18 protein-coding genes and 1 riboswitch are annotated in these 17,874 nt (G+C 41.5%); of the genes, 8 read left to right on the top strand and 10 right to left on the bottom strand.

What is annotated here, in order from left to right; all coding sequences use genetic code 11:
- Positions 1–36 precede the first annotated feature (36 nt).
- Both ABN702_RS14330 and ABN702_RS14325 read left to right on the top strand, forming a co-directional pair.
- Positions 37–1,017: a hypothetical protein gene (locus ABN702_RS14330; protein WP_417897486.1), complete on the top strand. Its 981-nt coding sequence runs from the start codon at positions 37–39 to the stop codon at positions 1,015–1,017.
- A 107-nt stretch (positions 1,018–1,124) separates the two neighbouring features.
- Positions 1,125–1,526: a DUF2500 domain-containing protein gene (locus ABN702_RS14325; protein ID WP_417897485.1), complete on the top strand. Its 402-nt coding sequence runs from the start codon at positions 1,125–1,127 to the stop codon at positions 1,524–1,526.
- Between the two features lie 57 nt (positions 1,527–1,583).
- Here the strand turns inward: ABN702_RS14325 and ABN702_RS14320 are convergent, their stop codons facing one another.
- The 4 genes from ABN702_RS14320 to ABN702_RS14305 all read right to left on the bottom strand — a co-directional run bounded on the left by ABN702_RS14320 (position 1,584) and on the right by ABN702_RS14305 (position 3,828).
- Entirely contained in the window at positions 1,584–1,778 is a 195-nt protein-coding gene (locus tag ABN702_RS14320) for a hypothetical protein (RefSeq protein ID WP_417897484.1), read from the bottom strand.
- Positions 1,779–2,003: 225 nt separating this feature from the next.
- Positions 2,004–2,669, bottom strand: coding sequence for a hypothetical protein (locus ABN702_RS14315; RefSeq protein WP_417897483.1), 666 nt, complete (start codon positions 2,667–2,669; stop codon positions 2,004–2,006).
- A 57-nt stretch (positions 2,670–2,726) separates the two neighbouring features.
- A complete protein-coding gene (locus ABN702_RS14310; RefSeq protein ID WP_417897482.1) occupies positions 2,727–3,149 on the bottom strand; it encodes a hypothetical protein in 423 nt (140 codons plus the stop codon).
- Positions 3,150–3,471: 322 nt separating this feature from the next.
- Positions 3,472–3,828, bottom strand: a complete 357-nt coding sequence (locus ABN702_RS14305; protein ID WP_386636865.1) for a hypothetical protein — start codon at positions 3,826–3,828, stop codon at positions 3,472–3,474.
- Positions 3,829–4,005: 177 nt separating this feature from the next.
- Here ABN702_RS14305 and ABN702_RS14300 point away from each other — a divergent pair, with 177 nt between their 5' ends.
- The 4 genes from ABN702_RS14300 to ABN702_RS14285 all read left to right on the top strand — a co-directional run bounded on the left by ABN702_RS14300 (position 4,006) and on the right by ABN702_RS14285 (position 7,820).
- Positions 4,006–4,590 carry a DedA family protein gene (locus tag ABN702_RS14300; protein WP_417897481.1) on the top strand — a complete coding sequence of 195 codons (585 nt, stop codon included), beginning with the start codon at positions 4,006–4,008 and terminating at the stop codon, positions 4,588–4,590.
- A gap of 14 nt (positions 4,591–4,604) precedes the next feature.
- Positions 4,605–5,384 carry an undecaprenyl-diphosphate phosphatase gene (locus tag ABN702_RS14295; protein WP_417897480.1) on the top strand — a complete coding sequence of 260 codons (780 nt, stop codon included), beginning with the start codon at positions 4,605–4,607 and terminating at the stop codon, positions 5,382–5,384.
- An 89-nt stretch (positions 5,385–5,473) separates the two neighbouring features.
- Positions 5,474–7,159, top strand: coding sequence for a DUF2339 domain-containing protein (locus ABN702_RS14290; RefSeq protein ID WP_417897479.1), 1,686 nt, complete (start codon positions 5,474–5,476; stop codon positions 7,157–7,159).
- A 400-nt stretch (positions 7,160–7,559) separates the two neighbouring features.
- Entirely contained in the window at positions 7,560–7,820 is a 261-nt protein-coding gene (locus ABN702_RS14285) for a hypothetical protein (RefSeq protein ID WP_417897478.1), read from the top strand.
- 51 nt (positions 7,821–7,871) lie between these two features.
- Here ABN702_RS14285 and ABN702_RS14280 read toward each other — a convergent pair whose 3' ends face one another.
- From ABN702_RS14280 to ABN702_RS14270, 3 genes are all read right to left on the bottom strand, one after another.
- Positions 7,872–8,915 carry a ribonucleotide-diphosphate reductase subunit beta gene (locus ABN702_RS14280; protein ID WP_417900918.1) on the bottom strand — a complete coding sequence of 348 codons (1,044 nt, stop codon included), beginning with the start codon at positions 8,913–8,915 and terminating at the stop codon, positions 7,872–7,874.
- 21 nt (positions 8,916–8,936) lie between these two features.
- Complete coding sequence (locus tag ABN702_RS14275; protein WP_417897477.1) at positions 8,937–11,171, bottom strand: ribonucleoside-diphosphate reductase subunit alpha; 2,235 nt, start codon at positions 11,169–11,171, stop codon at positions 8,937–8,939.
- Positions 11,172–11,527: 356 nt separating this feature from the next.
- Positions 11,528–11,723: riboswitch (cobalamin riboswitch) on the bottom strand.
- A gap of 122 nt (positions 11,724–11,845) precedes the next feature.
- A complete protein-coding gene (locus ABN702_RS14270; RefSeq protein WP_417897476.1) occupies positions 11,846–12,685 on the bottom strand; it encodes an STAS domain-containing protein in 840 nt (279 codons plus the stop codon).
- A gap of 193 nt (positions 12,686–12,878) precedes the next feature.
- Here ABN702_RS14270 and ABN702_RS14265 point away from each other — a divergent pair, with 193 nt between their 5' ends.
- The gene (locus ABN702_RS14265) at positions 12,879–13,781 is read left to right on the top strand and encodes an aldo/keto reductase (RefSeq protein WP_417897475.1); all 903 of its coding nucleotides are present in this window, start codon (positions 12,879–12,881) and stop codon (positions 13,779–13,781) included.
- Positions 13,782–13,984: 203 nt separating this feature from the next.
- On the opposite strand, the gene ABN702_RS14260 is transcribed toward ABN702_RS14265, so the two are convergent.
- Entirely contained in the window at positions 13,985–15,442 is a 1,458-nt protein-coding gene (locus tag ABN702_RS14260; RefSeq protein ID WP_417897474.1) for an IS1182 family transposase, read from the bottom strand.
- Between the two features lie 253 nt (positions 15,443–15,695).
- Positions 15,696–15,926, bottom strand: a complete 231-nt coding sequence (locus ABN702_RS14255; protein ID WP_417897473.1) for a hypothetical protein — start codon at positions 15,924–15,926, stop codon at positions 15,696–15,698.
- 311 nt (positions 15,927–16,237) lie between these two features.
- Here ABN702_RS14255 and ABN702_RS14250 point away from each other — a divergent pair, with 311 nt between their 5' ends.
- Positions 16,238–17,503, top strand: a complete 1,266-nt coding sequence (locus ABN702_RS14250) for a dicarboxylate/amino acid:cation symporter (protein ID WP_417897472.1) — start codon at positions 16,238–16,240, stop codon at positions 17,501–17,503.
- 56 nt (positions 17,504–17,559) lie between these two features.
- Here ABN702_RS14250 and ABN702_RS14245 read toward each other — a convergent pair whose 3' ends face one another.
- A complete protein-coding gene (locus tag ABN702_RS14245; RefSeq protein WP_417897471.1) occupies positions 17,560–17,874 on the bottom strand; it encodes a DMT family transporter in 315 nt (104 codons plus the stop codon).

Raw genomic sequence — 17,874 nt, 5'->3', positions numbered from 1 at the left:
TTCTAAAAATATGGATCTTGCAGAGGGGGAGATTGCTTGAGAAAAGTAGCATTGCTCGTTTTTTTCATTAGCATTATCGCAGTTGCAGCGGGTATTGTTCATCATTATGACATCTACTCCTTACAGCACTCCGAAGCAGACATACAACATTTCCTTCATGAATGGTATAAAGAAGATGAGCCTTTATTGTTGGAGATACATACCATCGATCAATCCACCACTGTTATTGCAACCTACTTACATAAAAAGGATACCATCGGTGCGATGATTTTTGAAAAAGGAATGAACCGGCAATTAAAGTTGAAGAGCGTTCTGGATAATCAAGCTTTCTATTCAGAGCTTGTTGAAACGAATAAAGGGACCTATGCTTTTTTCCTTGGAGAAAACCGTGACTTGGCCATTAAGACCATTCTTACTGATATTAAGGGAGAAAACGAAGTTAAGAAAATAACAGTACCTCCTCAAGCGTACTTTACTAAGATTGAAAAAGCGGAATCCTTTATAAAAAGCGGATCTTCCCCCGTTTACTATTACAAAACCCTGCAGGGAGCAATAGATGCTTCATTGGAACATGCCGGGATGGAGCTGTTGTTTATGGACAGAGTGAATCAAACCTATATGCTTCATTCCCTTGAAAATAATAAATTGAATACTGTTTTGGGCAGCTTTGAAATTGCAGAGGAAGGCTATCGAATAGCGTCTGAAAGAGAAAGGGATACCTATTCGATGGAGGGAGAGAAGACTTTTTGCTTTGAAGAAAAACAGGTAACAAGTGCAGATGGTGAGTTGACCTATATTCATGGGCTTATTCCGAATATGGGGGAAGTGCAAAAAGTGGTGTTGGAGGTGGAACTCGAGGATGAGATGATTTTCCAGGCCGCAAGCGATGTGAAGAATCAGCAATTTCTGCTGCATGTTGAAATCCCTGAACACATTATTAAAGGGGGAAAAGTGGTGAGAAAATTTCATCTTTATGATGGAGAGGGGAAATTTCTGGGGACGGAATTGAAATTATGAGGGAAATGTTTTGGTAGGTGAGCTGGAAAACCAGCTTCTTTTTTTTCGGAACTTTCCCCGCCTACAATACGTATATTCGATGTAGAGACTTAAAAGGAGGGGTATATATGATGACAGACAATATGGGGATGCCTGGTGGATTTTTTGCAGGGGATTTTCTTTTTCAGCTATTTCCGATCTTTTTTATTATCGTTCTCGGTATCATTCTTTTTTCTTTTTTTCGAGGCATCAAAGAGTGGAGCAGCAATAATCAGCAGCCGAAACTGAGTGTAGCAGCAATTCTCGTAGCCAAGCGGACAAGGGTAAGAAGACATGGGGGAACTCATAATCATGATCATCATCACCATTCTCAAACATCCACTGATTATTTCTGCACATTCGAAGTGGAAAGCGGAGACAGGATGGAGTTCATGATGAAGGAAGGTGCCTTTGGCTTATTGGCAGAGGGAGATAAGGGGAAACTGACTTTTCAGGGTACAAGATTTCTTGATTTTGAGAGAAGAGGTTGATTTGGTCTTAATTTTGGCATGAAAAAGACCGCCCTTATTTATAGTAAAAGGTGCGGTCTAGCTTTTTGCCGGCTCTTCACTTGTATAAATATGTTTGTAAACGGAAATGTTTTGCAGAATACTGATAACCATCAAGGCAAACATTACCCAAAAGTAACCGATGTCTTGTATGACAAATGCTATGACAGAGGCAACTAGCATTAAAAAGCTTGCCATGATGCTGATAACAAAGATAATTTTACTTAACCTCAACAGTCCATCCCCCGTCCATGAATAAATATTAAAAATTGGAAAAATGTATGTAACGGTTTATAGCCTAAAATATAATAATTGCACGTTTACTATTATACACGATATTGATATGACTCTTCATTAAATTTTTATAAAAACTAACTTTAGCAATGGCTAACCTTAAAACGTAAGTGAAAGCTTGAAAGTTCTAATATTCATGAAAAAAATGAGCTAAGAAATAATGAGTTAAGATTCGTTGATTTTCACGAGTTCGTGAATGTCTTTTAAATACTCCTCCTCTGTTTCATGACGAATCCAACCGATCTGTGGTACAAAGGTGGAAGTACCCTTTCGCAGGATTTTTCCCTCTTTATCCTTTTCTTCAAAATCAATGACAATAGTTTGGTTGAAGGTTTTTGCCGGTGTTTCCAAGGTAGAATCAATGGAGCGAATGTGGTAGGAGATGGACACGCCCAAGTCTTCCAGATTTTCTGTCCATTTGTTTCCAACCTCAAGAGGATATGCGATGATTTTGGTCTTTTGAAATTTTTTAATATCCTTGGCAGTCCAATCTTTAGGGAAATCCTCTGATAGAACCACATATCCATAAATTCCGTCCTTCAGTTCTTCATAAAAATTATTGGTTTCGGAAATTTCTGTTGAATCAAGTTTTTGGACCGTTTTTACCTGTACAATTTTGCTGTCCGGTACTTGGCTGTACAGTACACGATATTCCGTATGCTCTTTATCTTCCACATAACGCAAAAAAGTATAGTCCCCTGATACCGGCAGAAGGGGAGCTTTTTCTGCTTGCCCTTTATCTGCGGAAGGATCTATATTCTTTGTGCTGCATCCAGCAAGTAAGGTTACACTAACACAAAATGCGAAAAGGAGTAGATAACATTTTCTCATTTTTTGCTCCTCCAAAATAGATAGATATTGTTAGTGTAACCATTTTTCAGTATTACATTATAGGGTCACCCCTAATTGCTCCAAAAACGGGCTTGCATCTTCCTTAAAGTAGTAAAACATCGGATTCTTTTTCTGCTCATTAAAAAGAAGCATATAGGGCCGTTCCCCGTTTGGAAAAATGAAGATGACTTCTTTCACAGGATCCTTGACAAGAATATTGTTAAGATTAATGGTGGAATCGAATGGAACCTTGACCATGATACCTGATCTCGGTGTCGCATTTATCTTTGGAAATAGGGATTCAACACTTCTCACTAGCCTGATGGCCTCATTTTTTTTATCTTCATCAAGTGGAATGGACTTTACCACCTTGCTTTGTGCTACGTCAAATACTTCTATTTGAATATCCGTTTGAGCAAAGGTCTGTTGGCAAAGAATCAAGCAGGCCGAAAAAAGAAGGAGTGAAATTTTTTTCATCATTATTCACCTCTTCTTTAGTATGCACGGTCCCATTCCATTTATCAGTCTTCGTGCCCCAAAAAGCGGTAGCCTATATATAATATGATCATGCAAACTAAGGTGATCGCAAGTAGGTCATATCCTACACAAAAGCTTTGGATGCAAAAAGAGTTCATCTTCATTCCCCCATCCTATTAATAACGGCATCATATTCCCCCTTGATAAAGTGTATGGGTGCATGCAAATGCTCAGCACCAGAATAAAAGAAAACGCTTACAATATGAGGATAATAAAAGGTCGAGCCGTCAGGGGATGAAGTTTCAAACCCTTTGGTCGACCACTTTTATTCCTCTTTTTCCTTTTCCTCTTGTATCAGCTCTTCAAGAAGTGCTACCGCTTCTTCTTTATCATAAGTGAACATAATCATATCGTCCGTCAAATAACCAGTGTATTCGAAAATGGCATAGGCAGGAGTCTGCTCAAAGTTGTAACGGGAGTACTTTTCATTAGCTTTCGCAAGCCCCACGATCACTTCGCCATTTCTTAATATCAGATCGATATCTTCTATTTCAGACAGAGAAGCATCCTCTTGCTGTTCTACCACTTCCACAAAGGAATACCGCTGCTTGATCTCAGGAGGTTGGCCACATGCTGTAAGAAAAAGGAGGAACACAGAGAGAAGAAACAGTTTCTTCATCATCAGTCACCTCATTCATTTTGACAATCATATATACGATTCGACAAAAAGCAAGAAAATCCTTTTTGAATTCCAAAATACTTTTTGATAGCCCGGATGCTTGTTTCTTTTTTATGGTGATTATTAAGGACTTGCTTTCATACATATAAAGGACAACATACCAAAAAAGAGGCGTGATAAATGGAACATTTCTTTCTATCTGTTTTTGAGCTTTTTACTGGATTGGGTGTACTTGGTATTGCACTTGGATTGATGATTGAGATTATCCCCAGTGAAATTGTGCTTGGATATGGGGGCTATTTGATTTCCAAAGGTGAGGTAGGATTTCTGGCCGCTACAGTAGCTGGGGTAGTGGGGGGGACATTTGCCCAGCTATTTTTATACTGGGCTGGGAGCATGGGCGGAAGGCCGTTTCTCGAAAAGTATGGAAAGTTTGTATTCATTCATCCGAAGCATCTTGATGTATCGGAAAGATGGTTTCAGGAATATGGCCCGATCGTCATTTTTACGGCCCGTTTCATTCCTGTAGTAAGGCACGCCATCTCCATCCCCGCTGGTATTGCAAAAATGAGATTTCTCCCTTTTTTATTTTATACGGTAGCAGCGGTGATACCTTGGACCATTCTATTTTTATTTCTGGGTTTCCAGCTTGGGGAGAATTGGCGGGAAATCAAACAGAGCGCACAGCCTTTGATCATTCCGATCATGATCCTGATCATTCTTGGAGCCATTACTTATTTTGTGTTCGATCGTAAGAGAGGGTAGAGGGGGGAGCTATTTTGTCTAAAATAGAGGCATTCATACTTGGCATTATTCAAGGGTTGACAGAGTTCCTGCCAATTTCAAGTACAGGACATCTGTATTTGGGCAGAAATCTTTTTGGGCTACAGAAAGCAGGCCTCTTACTGGATACCATGCTGCACTTTGGAACATTGGTCGCCGTGTTGTACTTTTACAGGGAAGAGTTTGCAAAAATTATCCGCAATCCCTTTCATAAGCTATCCTTTCTATTGATTATCGGGACCATTCCTGCGGTTGTCATAGGATTGACTTTTAAGGATTATTTTGAGGAGATTTCCAAAACAGGGGTTACCATCGGATGGGAATTTCTGATCACAGGAGCATTTCTATGGTTTGCAGACAGCATCAAACAGGGCGCTAAGAAAATGGAGGATATTTCGTGGAAGGATGCTCTCTTCATCGGCTCTTTTCAGGCTGCCGCGATTTTTCCTGCCATATCACGCTCTGGACTGACGATTGTGGCTGGTTTATTCCGGAAGCTGGATCGTGAAACAGCGGCATACTTTTCCTTTCTGCTATCCACTCCAGCCATCGCGGGCGCTGTATTCCTTCAGACTGTGGAGGTCGCACAGACAGGTAAAGAGGATATTTCTCTTCTGGCCTTGATGGTCGGCATACTTTCCTCCTGCCTTTTTGGCTATTTTGCCGTCAAATGGATGATCAATTATTTAAAAAAGCACTCCTTGCGAATGTTTGCGGTGTACGTATGGATATTGGGCATGGCAATCATTGCCCTGCAGTATTTTAAATTGTTCTAGTTGTTGACAGGCGCAGTTCTAATAGTAAGATGGAGTTATGGTTGTAATTACCAATTGTAATGCCGATGTCTTAATATTGGAGTGAGTATATGGATCAGGAGTCCAAAATTGACGCGCTGGAAGAGAAGCTGAAAGTCTTGGAACAAGAGCTATCACTTTTGCAGGCGAAGGTGAAGAACATAGAGGAAAGTCCAGTGGAGGCTGGTTTCAGGAAAGCACCGATCAAGCAAGCTGCGCCTATTCCACCTTCAGATATAAGTGGAAGACAGGAATCGTTTATCAAAAGGAAGGCGATACCCGAGCCTTTTAAAACAGAACCGAGGGACTGGGAAAAGATCCTGTTGCAAACCTGGCTTCCCCGTATTTTCATTTTCGTATTTATTGTCGGTGTGGTATGGGGCTTTAAAGCGGCATCAGATTATGGCTGGTTAAATGATTGGGTCAAGATTAGTCTTGGCTATCTTACATCAGCGGCTTTCCTTTTTATCGGATACAAGCAGATGAATCATAAGCGGGAAGTATTGGGGCAGGTCCTGCTTGGTGGCGGCATAGCGGTGCTGATCCTTGCCACTTTTGCCATGCATAGTCTATACAGCATGATTGGACCGATATCGGCTTTTATCCTTCAGGTGATATGGATCATTGGCGGCGTCTGGTTGACCACGCGATTTTCCTCTCAAGCACTCGCAATCATCAGTGTGGTAGGAGGATTTCTCGTACCGTTTTTGATCGAGAGCACCAATCCGTCCAGCTACATTTTCGTCGGATATGAAACTGTGCTATTCCTTGTGTTTCTGTTTCTTGCCATTCGGCTTCGGTTTCTTTACTTGTATGTGGCATCCTTTTTATTATTAAATGGAGCTTTACTTTTTTATTATGCATTTTCTCCGGAAGTGGAAGGAAGCTATCTGCTGCCGACTGCCATTATCATTCAGCATGCAGTACTCCTGTATTTCTTCCTGACAACGGAGCATTTCATGAAGATACAGGCAGGCACGGTATTTAGTAGTGTATTTATTACGTACACATGGGTGTATGGAATATTCCAGGACCTTTCCATTACCCTTTATCTGCTTTTTGGAATTGCAACATATGCAGTATTGAGTTTCCTTTGGAAGCAGCAGAAGCATAAAGTCGATCAGCTTGCTATTAACGGATTATTGTTTATGTTCTTCTTTTTCTTCCATTTCTTTTCAGATGAATATTTGGGAGCCTTGCTTCTGCTCCAGGGTATGGGTGCGTTTTATGCAGCTTTCAAATACAAAAGCTTGGCGAGTAAGGTGCTGTCTGTATTTATCTTCCTGATAGGGACGATGATGGTATTAGTGGATCCAATTATGGAACCTGTATCCTTCGAGTCGGTACAGTGGCTGATTCTATTGGTGACGTTTGTACTCGGGATCTGGGTTGTCTGGCAGTTTAATCAGGATGTGCGGAAACGGACCTTGACCATTGGGGGTCTGCTTTTCACCTTCTTTTCGTTGGTGTTTGTTACTCAGCTTACGATGGCGATGACAAGTGATCTGGCCTATGAAAACCAGACCCTATGGCTTAGCTTTGCCTGGATGACCCAAGCGGTTGTTTTTATTGGACTGGGCATATGGAAGAGGTTCAATCTTGCAAAATATATCGGTGTCGGATTATTGGTATTGACGCTCGTAAAGCTGATTCTGCTGGATCTACCGTTTATTTCTATTCAGTTCAAAGCGATTCTTTTTATTGCTTTGGGACTGATTGGGCTGATAGCTTCGAGGGTGTTCTATAAGAAGAAATAAAGTGGGGGAGCCTGCAGCTGGAGAGGATTTTCCAGGTGTGGGCTTTTTTATGTGCCGTCACCCGAAGGTATTTGCCTGTTAGGCAGTACGAAAAGGAGTGATACGTGCCGTCACCTGCAGGTATTTGTCTGTCAGGCGGTACGAAAAGGTGCGATTCGTACCGTCCCCCGAGGGTATTTGTCTATCAGGCGGTAAGAAAGGTAGTGATACGTTCCGTCACCCGAATGTATTTGTCTGTTAAACGGCACGAATCTGAGTTTTCATCCCACTACCATACCCCCAGCAATAAGACCTGACCGATTATCACACAAAAACGACTTTTCTCGAAAAATTCTGTTAAAATAAATATATACATACATAAAACTCTTTATTTTTCGCACCAAATCAAGGGGGAATGTCGATGTTTAAGGATATAAAATCACGAAATAAGCCATTTGTTTTACTACAGCTGCTTTTGTTTTTTTCTGGACTGATTTTTGGTGGTATTGGTGTCTACACAGATAACACATTGTATCTCGGATGGATGTTCTGTCAGGTAAGCCTGGCTTTTCTCATGAGGGGCCTGGAAGTCTGGCTCTCACACAAGCAGCAGTATATCGGCTATGTGGTGTTGGGAGTAGTGTATCTGAGTGTATCCATTTTCTTTTATCCTGTTTGGTGAGAATAAAAAGCCGGTAGCGAGTAACTCAGCTACCGGCTTTTAACTATAAATTTAAAGCTCATCAAATCCATTGTCCACAACATTCACTTTTGTATACTGCCGGGATTTCTGTTCAAAAAAGTCTGATTTGCCAAGGTCAACCTCCTCGTAGGCCTTGATCCATTTCAAAGGGTTGGTCCTGTATCCTTCGAAGGGGCGCGCGTAACCGAGTTGATTACATCGTACGTTGGCATAGAACCTAATATAAGCCCCAACTTCCTCTATATCTATCCCTGCAATTTTATCTCCCAGGATATGTCTTGCCCAGTCGATTTCAAGCTCTGCTGCCTGTACAAAGGTTTGTGTAACAAAGCTTGCCAATTCACCTGTATCATATTCCGGATACTCCACCAGCACCTCTTTGAAGATTTTCACGAATAGGTCCACATGTATCTGCTCATCCCGGTTGATGTAATTGATCATGGTGCTGGATGCGACCATTTTCTGCTGTCTTGCCAGATGATAGAAAAATGCGAATCCCGAATAGAAAAACAGTCCTTCCAAAATGACATCATAGACGATCGAATGAAGAAAGCTCTCCACATCCGGCTTTTCTGCAAATGCGGCATATCCATTTGTGATAAAGTCGTTTCTTTTTCGGAGTGTCGGTTCAGTCCGCCAGTATTCAAAAACCTCTTCCTGTTTTGTCCGGGAAACCAGACTTGACAATACATAGGAATAGGAATGGTTATGAATGACCTCCTGCTGGGCGAGCATGATCATCAGTGCATTCAAGCTGGAATCGGTTAAATAGTCCGCCACTTTTCCTGCGTAATCCGTTTGTATGCTATCCAACAATGCAAGAAGTCCGATGATTTTCAGGAAGGCATCCTTTTCGTCCGATGTAAGATCGGGAAACTGTTTGATATCCTGGGACATATTTATTTCAAATGGTGACCAGAAGTTTGCCAGCATTTTTTTGTATTTGGGATAGGCCCAGGAAAAGGCGACATCGTCCCAGTTCAGCACGTTCGAGCTTTGGCCGTTTATTATTTTCGTCGATCGGTTTGGAGCGGTTGCGTCCATCAGTAATCGAGAAGTCAGTGAAGCAGTCATCATTGTTTCCCTCCTAAGTTATCAGCTTGCGCAAGAATCGCATTCTTCTATTTCCTTTGACGTGGACCTGACATAGTAGGTAGTCTTCAATCCCTGCTTCCATGCATCCAGATGCAGATCAAGGAGCGCCTTTGCTTTGATTCCATTGGTCACATACAGATTAAACGATATCGCCTGGTCAATATGCTTCTGTCTGGCCGCGTTCTGGGCGATGCTCCAATGCTGGTCGATATGGTAGGCAGATTTATAGAACCATGTGGTGCTTGCATCCAAATCAGGGGCAGTCACTGGAATTTTGTAATCCTTTTTTTCCTCGGAGTACACTTTCAGGAAAATGGGATCGATGCTTGCTGTGCTGCCTGCGATGATTGAGGTGGTAGCATTAGGGGCCACTGCCATGAGATAGCCGTTTCGGATGCCGCTTAAAGCTATTTGCTCCTGTAAGCCTCCCCAATCAAAAAGATCATCTGTTTGATAACCTCTTTTACTGAAATACTCTCCCGTATGCCAATCGGAGCCTTCAAATGCTGGGTATGCCCCTTTTTCCTTTGCTAAGGCTGCACTTGCCTGAATCGTATAAAAGGCGATTTCTCTATAGAGTGAGTCTGCAAATTGTACCGCATCTTCACTTTCCCATTTGATTCCCTGCAAGGCAAGAAGATGATGCCACCCGAATGTTCCCAAACCAATTGCACGGTATTTCTCATTGGTCAGCTTTGCTTGAAGGACCGGAATGTTGTTAAGATCAATGACATTGTCGAGCATACGAACCTGAATAGCTACCAATCTTTTTAGGACTTTAGCAGGGATAGCCCGCGCAAGATTGATGGAGGAGAGGTTGCAAACAACAAAATCTCCAGGGGTTTTCACCGTCACAATCGCCCCGTCCTTTACAAATTGCTGGTTCATGGTGGTAGCACTTTGATTCTGGGTGATTTCTGTACAAAGGTTGGTGCAATAGATCATCCCAAGGTTATGGTTGGGATTCATACGATTGACCTCGTCGCGATAGAACATAAACGGACTTCCTGTTTCAAGCTGGCCACGCATGATGCTTTTCATCACATCGATGGCTGGTACTTTATCATGATGCAGGGAAGGGTGGTGCACACACTCCCAATATTTATCACGGAAGCTGCCAGCGCCCTTTTGTTCATCAAAAAAATCCTCAAGCGAATAGCCCATCACATTTCTCACTTCATGCGGGTCGAACAGATACCAGTCGCCTCGGCTTTCCACCTGTTCCATAAATACATCGGGGAGGCAGACACCGGTAAATAGATCATGGGTACGCACCCGCTCATCGCCGTTATTGAGCTTGCTGTCGAGAAAGGAGAAAATATCCTTATGCCAGACATCCAAGTATACAGAGATGGCCCCTTTGCGCTGTCCCAGTTGATCTACACTTACAGCGGTATTGTTCAACTGCTTCATCCAGGGAATGACCCCGCTCGATACACCCTTGAAGCCGCGGATATCACTTCCTCGGCTGCGGATCTTTCCTAAATACACGCCGATTCCGCCACCTGACTTTGATAGATTGGCAATATCTGTGTTACTGTCATAGATTCCTTGTAAGCTATCATCCACCGTATCGATGAAACAGCTCGATAGCTGGCCATAGCTTTTCCCGGCATTGGAGAAGGTGGGTGTCGCGACCGTCATATACAGATTGCTGAGTGCCCAGTATGCCTCTTTTACCAGAGCAAGACGATTGTTTTCTTCCTTGGCCATCAAGGTCATCGCAATAATCATGAACCTTTCCTGCGGCAGCTCCCATAGAGCCTTGTTGTAGCCACGGGACAGATAACGGTCTGCCAGCGTCTTGAGGCCGATGTATGTAAAAAGCTTGTCTTGCTCCGGATTGATGGCCTTTTCCAATTCCTTTATTTCTTCAATGCTATATGAATCCAGAAGTGAACGATGAAAAATGCCTACTTCCACCAAGGAATGCAAAAGGTAGTGAAAATTATCATAGGGTCTATCTGTGCCACGTGTCTCACATGCTTCTTCATATAATTGTTTCAAAAGGATACGTTCGGCAACAAAGGTCCAATCTGGCTCACTCTCCGAAATGTAGCCAATCGCCTCCAAGGTAAGATGCTTATAGATTTCCGTATTTTGGCTTCCAACCAGCTTATCTGTTTTTTCATTGAAGGATTCTGTTTCCAAGTGGGGGAATTCTTCCAATATACCAAGGATCCAATCCTTGCTGTCCAATGCCTTGTTCGTATTATTTAAAGTTGAAGTAATCATTAGCCGTTCACTCCGTTTCGCAATAATAAAAGGCTGTTTTCGCATACATTGTTGCTTTTGACGTATCCAACGCAAACACGTAACATTACTTGCTTTCGTGCTCTTTTCCCATGTAGTAGAATTATTTTCTTTTGAATAATACAGGGAAATATGCTGTAAAAAATCCAAATGCCGATTTTTTACGGACATAAGCAATAAACTTTACGAAAAGAGCCTAATAAAAAAAATCCACCCAGGATTGAGTGGATCAAACGATATTAGAATACGACATGGAAAATACCTCCAACTCAATAGAGAAGGGGTATTGATTCATGCAAGCTTCTAGCACCGTTTCATCATCTCAACTCCCGAAGAATAAGAAACTAGTTCGAAAAGGCAGGTCTCCTGACTTGTGCTTCTTCCTACATTGACCCTTCCCATATAAGAGCCGTTAAGCCTACTTATACAGTGGTGATTCAATTCGTCAGCACTTACAGTTGCGGGGACAGTCCCGGATTTTCACCGGATTCCCTATTAAGTCTTGTTAAAGACACCTTTTTCGCAATAATACTATATATAGTTATTTTATATATTCAAATAACTGTATTTTGTGTTTTTGTGATAAATCTATCATAATCCATCTTTAAGTATATTACAATCAAAAAATAAAAAAAGAGCTGCAATAAGCGCGGCTCCTATTTGTTCAATTGGAAATCCTGGAGAATTTGTTCGATGGACCCTGTAATCTGGATATCTGTCAAACTCACCCCAGTGGAGATGAATTGCAGGCTGAGTTCCGGTCGTAACCCGGTAATGATCGGTGTAATCCCGATTAACTTCAGGGAACGGATAAGCAGATCTAAAGTGTGCACTACCGTCTGATCCAAATTATATACGCCTGAAAAGTCAACAATCAACTTATTGATGGACAAGTTCTTGCTTTTCTGCAAAGTCTCTTCAATCAATATGCTTGCTCTTAGCTCATCGATCTCCCCAACTAAAGGCAGAACCGCAAGACCTTCGAAAAGTGGCACGATCGGGATGGAAAGCCTTATGAAGCTAGTCCTGGTGTCCTGTATCTTCTGTTCGGATGCAACTGTGAATGCATGGCTGAAGCCGTAGACGATGATATTGAAAATCTCATCAATGTGGATGAAAATTTCAGTAAGTTGATTAAGGTGAATGCCTTCTTTGGCACCTTCCTCCTGAATGAAGGTCCATAGTGCCCGCTTATACAGCGTCATATTGGATAATGCATTCTCCAAGGAGCCGCCAGCCTGAACAGACATGATTCCCACGGATTCACCCCAGTCTTTTGCCTCATCCAATAATGTATTTACCGGGTCCTGCACGTACTTCCCAATAAATTTGATAAGAGTCTGGAAGATTTCTTTTATTGCTGCCTGATGATGTGGATCCCGGTATTCCGAAATTTCAGGATAAGCAAGCCTTATTTCATTCAATATTCTTTCTGATAGTTCAATCTCTGATTCTAGCATTCTCTTCCCGATCTTATAGTGTACTGCTGTAGGCATGGTAGTATCCTCACTTTTTGTCAATTTTTATCTATCTTTATTCTAATCATTAGTAGAACAGATGTATATCTTTACATGCTTCACATAGGAAAAAAGTTTTGTTTTTTTAAGGGAATCCTTCTCTCAATTAAATTGGTAAATTCTCCGGCAACCTAGTATAATCCATTTTGAAGAAGGAAAGGAGTGATGATAATTGGAAAAGATACACCTGTCTAAAGAGGTTTCCATTTCCAGGATTGTCCATGGGATGTGGAGATTGCAGGAATGGAACTATACGAACGAGCAAACACTCTCTTTTATGGAACAGTGTCTGGAAATGGGCGTGACGACGTTCGATCATGCCGATATTTACGGGAATTATATGGTGGAAGGAAAATTTGGTGAAGCTTTGGCCCTCAAACCCTCTCTGAGAGATGAAATGGAGCTGGTCACCAAGTGCGGCATCAAGCTTATTTCATCCAATAGACCGGAGCATAAAATCAAGTACTATGATACAAGCAAAGAGCATATCATGTGGTCGGTTGAAAAATCATTAAAGAACTTCCGAACGGAGTATCTAGATTTACTGCTCATCCATAGACCGGATCCATTCATGAACCCCGAGGAGATAGCAGAAGCTTTCACTGCTCTTAAGGAGTCAGGAAAAGTGAAAAGCTTTGGAGTATCGAACTTCAAACCTGCAGCTTATCAGCTATTGAACTCCTATTTGGATTTCCCGTTAGTGACCAATCAAATCGAAATCTCTGCCACACATCTGGAGCATTTCGAAGCTGGAACCATTGAGCTGTGCCAGCAGGAGAGAGTGTCTCCGATGGCCTGGTCGCCACTTGGGGGAGGTTCGATTTTCACAAGCCAGGAAGCTGGTGTCGTCAGAGTCAGAAATGTGCTTGAACAGATAAAAGAAGAGATTGGGGCTGCCTCGATCGATCAAGTGTTGTATGCATGGCTGTTAGCTCATCCTGCAAAAATCATTCCGATTGTAGGGTCTGGGAAAATTGAGCGGGTAAAAGCGGCGGTAGAGTCGACAGAACTTTCTCTATCCAGACAGCAATGGTTTGAAATCTATGAAGCGTACAGAGGACGTGAAGTGGATTAAATCAAAGGCTCTGTTATTGAGTAGTGTTGATTTTCTAAGAATCTAGCTGTTGATTGGAGCAATAGGCGAAGACTCCTGCGGGAGGAAGGGGAAGCCACTGAAAAACGAGTTTATTATTTGAATTTTATTTAAAAAACTAAACAAAAAGAGCTTAATTGGCAATTGCCACCCAATTAAGCTCACATTTCACCCTATCTTACTATTTATTTTTCATCGATTAGCTTAACTATTCGTTTTAAATTTACTGCGAATATCGTAGTGGCACCTTGAATTTGCATCCCAAATAGACCTGCGGCTTTTGATTTTTCATACCCATGTCTATTCTTTAACTCACTATTCTTTGCTTCAACTTTATATCTTGAGCGGGCAAGTTCTTTGAATTCATCTGTCTGTTGAAACGCTTCTTGTACTAAGTGTTCATTTGATTTTATAGGGATGGAGTAGGTCTTCGACTTAGCTCCTTCTTTATAGCACCCTCGACGAATCGGGCAAGCTTTACAAACCTCAACGTTCCAGAAATATTTTAGTTGATCGTTACGGTTTGTTCCCCTTTTCTTTATCAGTCCACTCGTTTTCGATAAGTGCCCAGCAGGACAAGTAAATCGGTTTGCGTCTTTATTAAATACAAAACCATCTTCTTTTTCCCGGGTGCCGTTTGTGATGACCGGATGCAGCTTCGCTACAAGTTTTATGTTTTTTTTATGAGTATAAATCAAATTATCTTTCCCGGAGTAAGCGGTATCTCCACCTACTGCATCTACTTTCATCCCTGCCTGGTTAGTTTTCTCCACTAGTTCTTTTAGGTATTTACCATCGGCTTTTTCTCCTGATGTGATTACGGCAGCAGTGATAATTCTTTCGTCAGAAATAGCTAGGTGGGTTTTATATCCAAGAAAAGAGTGGTCTTCCGATTTATGTCCAACCCGTGCGTCGGAATCTGTAGAGAAATGAGTTTGGTGATTACAATCTTCAAATGCCTCTTTTAAATGGTTTAGCTTTTCATTGACTGCAGGGATCTGTGAATATTGTGGATTATTTTCTAAGACATCTACTAAATTTTCCGTGTAGTCTAATTCTGCTTGTAAATCTTTACTTACTGGTTTTTCAGGGAATATTTTTTTTGCTTTTTCATCAATTTGGTAGACAGCTTTGCGCAATAGTTTTGATTTTTCCTGAAGATATTGCTTAGCTGTTTTAGATCTATAACGAGAATTTGTATGTGTAGAATCGATAAAGATTATGTTTTGTTTAATAAGATTATGTTCGATTGCGATATCTACAGTTTTTCCAATTAACATATCTAGAATTTCCATATCCTTAAGACGAAGTCTTCGGAATTTGGTGAGTGAGCTAGGGTTGATTACGGATTCTTCTGGAGCCATATCTAAAAAGAATTTAAATGACATATCATATTTTGAGCGCTCCACCACGTCTACATCTGATAGGTCGAAAATTACCTTTAACAATAAGTATTTAAACATTCTGATTGGTGGTATGGCATTACGTCCGTTATCGAGGGAATACTTATTTTTCAGTTCTTCGTGTATGAAGGAAAAGTCCACAATTCCGTTGATTCTTCTTAGTAGGTTATCTTTCGGTACTACTAAGTCATAAATCTTGGCATAGGGACTCAAAGCGAATTCTTCTTGGTTCGTTAACATAAGCACACCACCTAAAGTTAGTACTTTTATTATAAAATAAAATAACTAGACAAGCCTTAAAAAATTTAGGTTTGTCTAGCTATAGGAGCACTTTTTCAGTGGCTTCGAGGAAGGGACAGGGGAGACCCCACAGGCGAAGCCGAGGAGGCTCCCGGACCGCCCGCGGAAAGCGCAGCCTAGTGCGGAAATCAACAGCGGTCTTTAACACAGCCAAATCAAAAAAAGCAGGCATCATGCCTGCTTTTTTTGTGGATTAAAACTTCAACTGGTTGTTTCTTTTATTGATGAATTTCTTGAATATGTCAGAGAAAAACATCAGTCCGATAAAGCCGAAAATTAAGTATGACAGGTTGAAGTATAGGGCAGGATCGATCCTTACGTGATCTGCAGCGGCGGCTACCTTGATGATTTGATAGGAATCGATGGCCACTTTTGCTGCAATTAGAACAAATATTGCCACCATAACTCTCCAAAGTAATTTCAACGAAAACCCCTCCATCTTTCTGCATGAAAATTTTTCTATTTGTGAATGCTATAAAAGTTTAATTAATGGGTAAATAAAAGTAGAAAATCGTTGTTAACTATATCAAAAATTTGAAAAGAAGACAACCCGACTTTCGTACCTGATCTCTGTAATATAACACATGGCGCATAAGTAAATCTATCATAACGCACTTTACAGAATATTATATTAGACGTAGAATGAAAAAAGTCGCCTTTTGTGAATTACATACATCTCCTGTAATTTTCTTCAAAAAAACATTATATTACTATTGCAAAAGGGAGGAACATCATGTGAAAAAGAAAAAATTATCACTCACGAAAAAAATACTAATCGGACTTATCGTAGGTATTCTAGTTGGTCTGGCTATTAATCTCTATGCGCCAAGCCTATACGAACCATTTGATAAATTCCTATTTCAGCCATTAGGTACCATATTCCTTAACTTAATTACGATGCTGGTTGTTCCAATTGTACTTATCTCTATTACTCTTGGTGTAGTGGGATTGGGAGATACAAAGAAATTGGGATCGATTGGTCTTAAGACAATTTCATTTTTCCTAGTGACGACTTGTATTGCCATTATTATTGGATTAACATTGGCTTCTGTCATCGAGCCTGGAAATGCAGGGAACTTTGAAGATATGCTTGTTGAAGAGCTTGCAGATGATCAAAAGCCTGAGGAAGCTCCTCCGGTTCAAGAGACCCTGCTGAATATTATTCCTAAAAATCCGGTAGAAGCACTTGCAAAAGGGGAAATGCTTCAAATCATCGCTTTTGCGGTCTTCCTTGGATTTGCCATAAATGCGTTGGGAGAGAAGGCATCCGTTGTCAAAACCTTCTTTGAACAAGCCAATGATATCGTCATGTACCTTGTGCATGTTGTAATTAAAACGGCGCCATATGGAGCATTCGGGCTAATCGCTTCTGCGGTGGGCGGCCTTGGGATCGATGCTATCAAGGCGATGAGCGCCTATTTTATGGTAGTAGTGCTGGCATTGTTAATCCACTTTATCGTAACATACGGTGGAGCTGCATTATTCCTGGGTAAAGTAAACCCGATCACTTTCTTTAAACGCTTTGTACCTGCAATGAGTGTTGCATTCAGTACGTCAAGCAGTAATGCCACTCTTCCAGTATCCATGGATGTAGCCCAGGAAAACCTAGGTGTGCCAAAGCGTATCAGCAGTTTTGTTCAGCCGCTTGGTGCGACAATCAATATGGACGGAACGGCAATCATGCAAGGGGTGGCAACAGTGTTCATTGCACAGGTGTATGGAATTGATCTGTCACTTACGCAATTACTTACGGTTGTCGGCCTGGCGGTTGTAGCAAGTATCGGGACCGCGGGAGTACCTGGTGTTGGATTTATCCTATTGGCGATGGTTTTACAATCTGTAAACCTTCCAGTTGAGGGTATCGCATTAATACTAGGAATTGACCGACTTCTTGATATGACAAGAACAGCTGTTAATATTACAGGTGATGCAGTAGCGGCCTACGTTGTTGCGAAATCAGAGGACAGCAGTACACAAATACCTGAAAAAGAAATGGATTAATTGAAAAGCCACTCCCCGGAGTGGCTTTTCGAATTTTTGTTGTCCTTCTCTTGTCACTACGAGGTTATTTTCAATCCCACCACCCCGATGATAATCATCGAAAGCAGGAGCATGCGAATGATGCTTTTTGATTCCTTGAAAAGAAGCATCCCTAGAAGAACACTCCCCGCCGAACCGATACCTGTCCAGATGGCATAGGCCGTACCCATCGGTATTTCCTTCAGTGAAAGCGATAGAAAGTAAAAGCTCATCATTCCAATTACAATAAAGAGGATAGAAGGTAGGAGACGCTTGAATCCTTCCGCCTTTTTAAGCGAAAGAACGGCTCCAACTTCACAAAATCCTGCTATCGTCAAATAAATCCAAGCCAT

The sequence above is a fragment of the Bacillus haimaensis genome (assembly GCF_048270625.1).
In the GTDB taxonomy this organism is placed as follows: Bacteria; Bacillota; Bacilli; order Bacillales; family Bacillaceae_I; genus Sutcliffiella_A; species Sutcliffiella_A haimaensis.
Note: the sequence above shows the minus strand (reverse complement) of the source record. Positions and strands in the feature narration are given on the sequence as shown.

Bases quoted from the DNA above. Each gene is read 5' to 3' on its own strand.
- ABN702_RS14325 (WP_417897485.1), top strand. From the start codon at position 1,125: ATGATGACAGACAATATGGGGATGCCTGGTGGATTTTTTGCAGGGGAT.
- ABN702_RS14315 (WP_417897483.1), bottom strand. From the start codon at position 2,669: ATGAGAAAATGTTATCTACTCCTTTTCGCATTTTGTGTTAGTGTAACC.
- ABN702_RS14310 (WP_417897482.1), bottom strand. From the start codon at position 3,149: ATGATGAAAAAAATTTCACTCCTTCTTTTTTCGGCCTGCTTGATTCTT.
- ABN702_RS14305 (WP_386636865.1), bottom strand. From the start codon at position 3,828: ATGATGAAGAAACTGTTTCTTCTCTCTGTGTTCCTCCTTTTTCTTACA.
- ABN702_RS14300 (WP_417897481.1), top strand. From the start codon at position 4,006: ATGGAACATTTCTTTCTATCTGTTTTTGAGCTTTTTACTGGATTGGGT.
- ABN702_RS14290 (WP_417897479.1), top strand. From the start codon at position 5,474: ATGGATCAGGAGTCCAAAATTGACGCGCTGGAAGAGAAGCTGAAAGTC.
- ABN702_RS14285 (WP_417897478.1), top strand. From the start codon at position 7,560: ATGTTTAAGGATATAAAATCACGAAATAAGCCATTTGTTTTACTACAG.
- ABN702_RS14280 (WP_417900918.1), bottom strand. From the start codon at position 8,915: ATGACTGCTTCACTGACTTCTCGATTACTGATGGACGCAACCGCTCCA.
- ABN702_RS14275 (WP_417897477.1), bottom strand. From the start codon at position 11,171: ATGATTACTTCAACTTTAAATAATACGAACAAGGCATTGGACAGCAAG.
- ABN702_RS14270 (WP_417897476.1), bottom strand. From the start codon at position 12,685: ATGCCTACAGCAGTACACTATAAGATCGGGAAGAGAATGCTAGAATCA.
- ABN702_RS14260 (WP_417897474.1), bottom strand. From the start codon at position 15,442: ATGTTAACGAACCAAGAAGAATTCGCTTTGAGTCCCTATGCCAAGATT.
- ABN702_RS14245 (WP_417897471.1), bottom strand. From the start codon at position 17,874: ATGGCTTGGATTTATTTGACGATAGCAGGATTTTGTGAAGTTGGAGCC.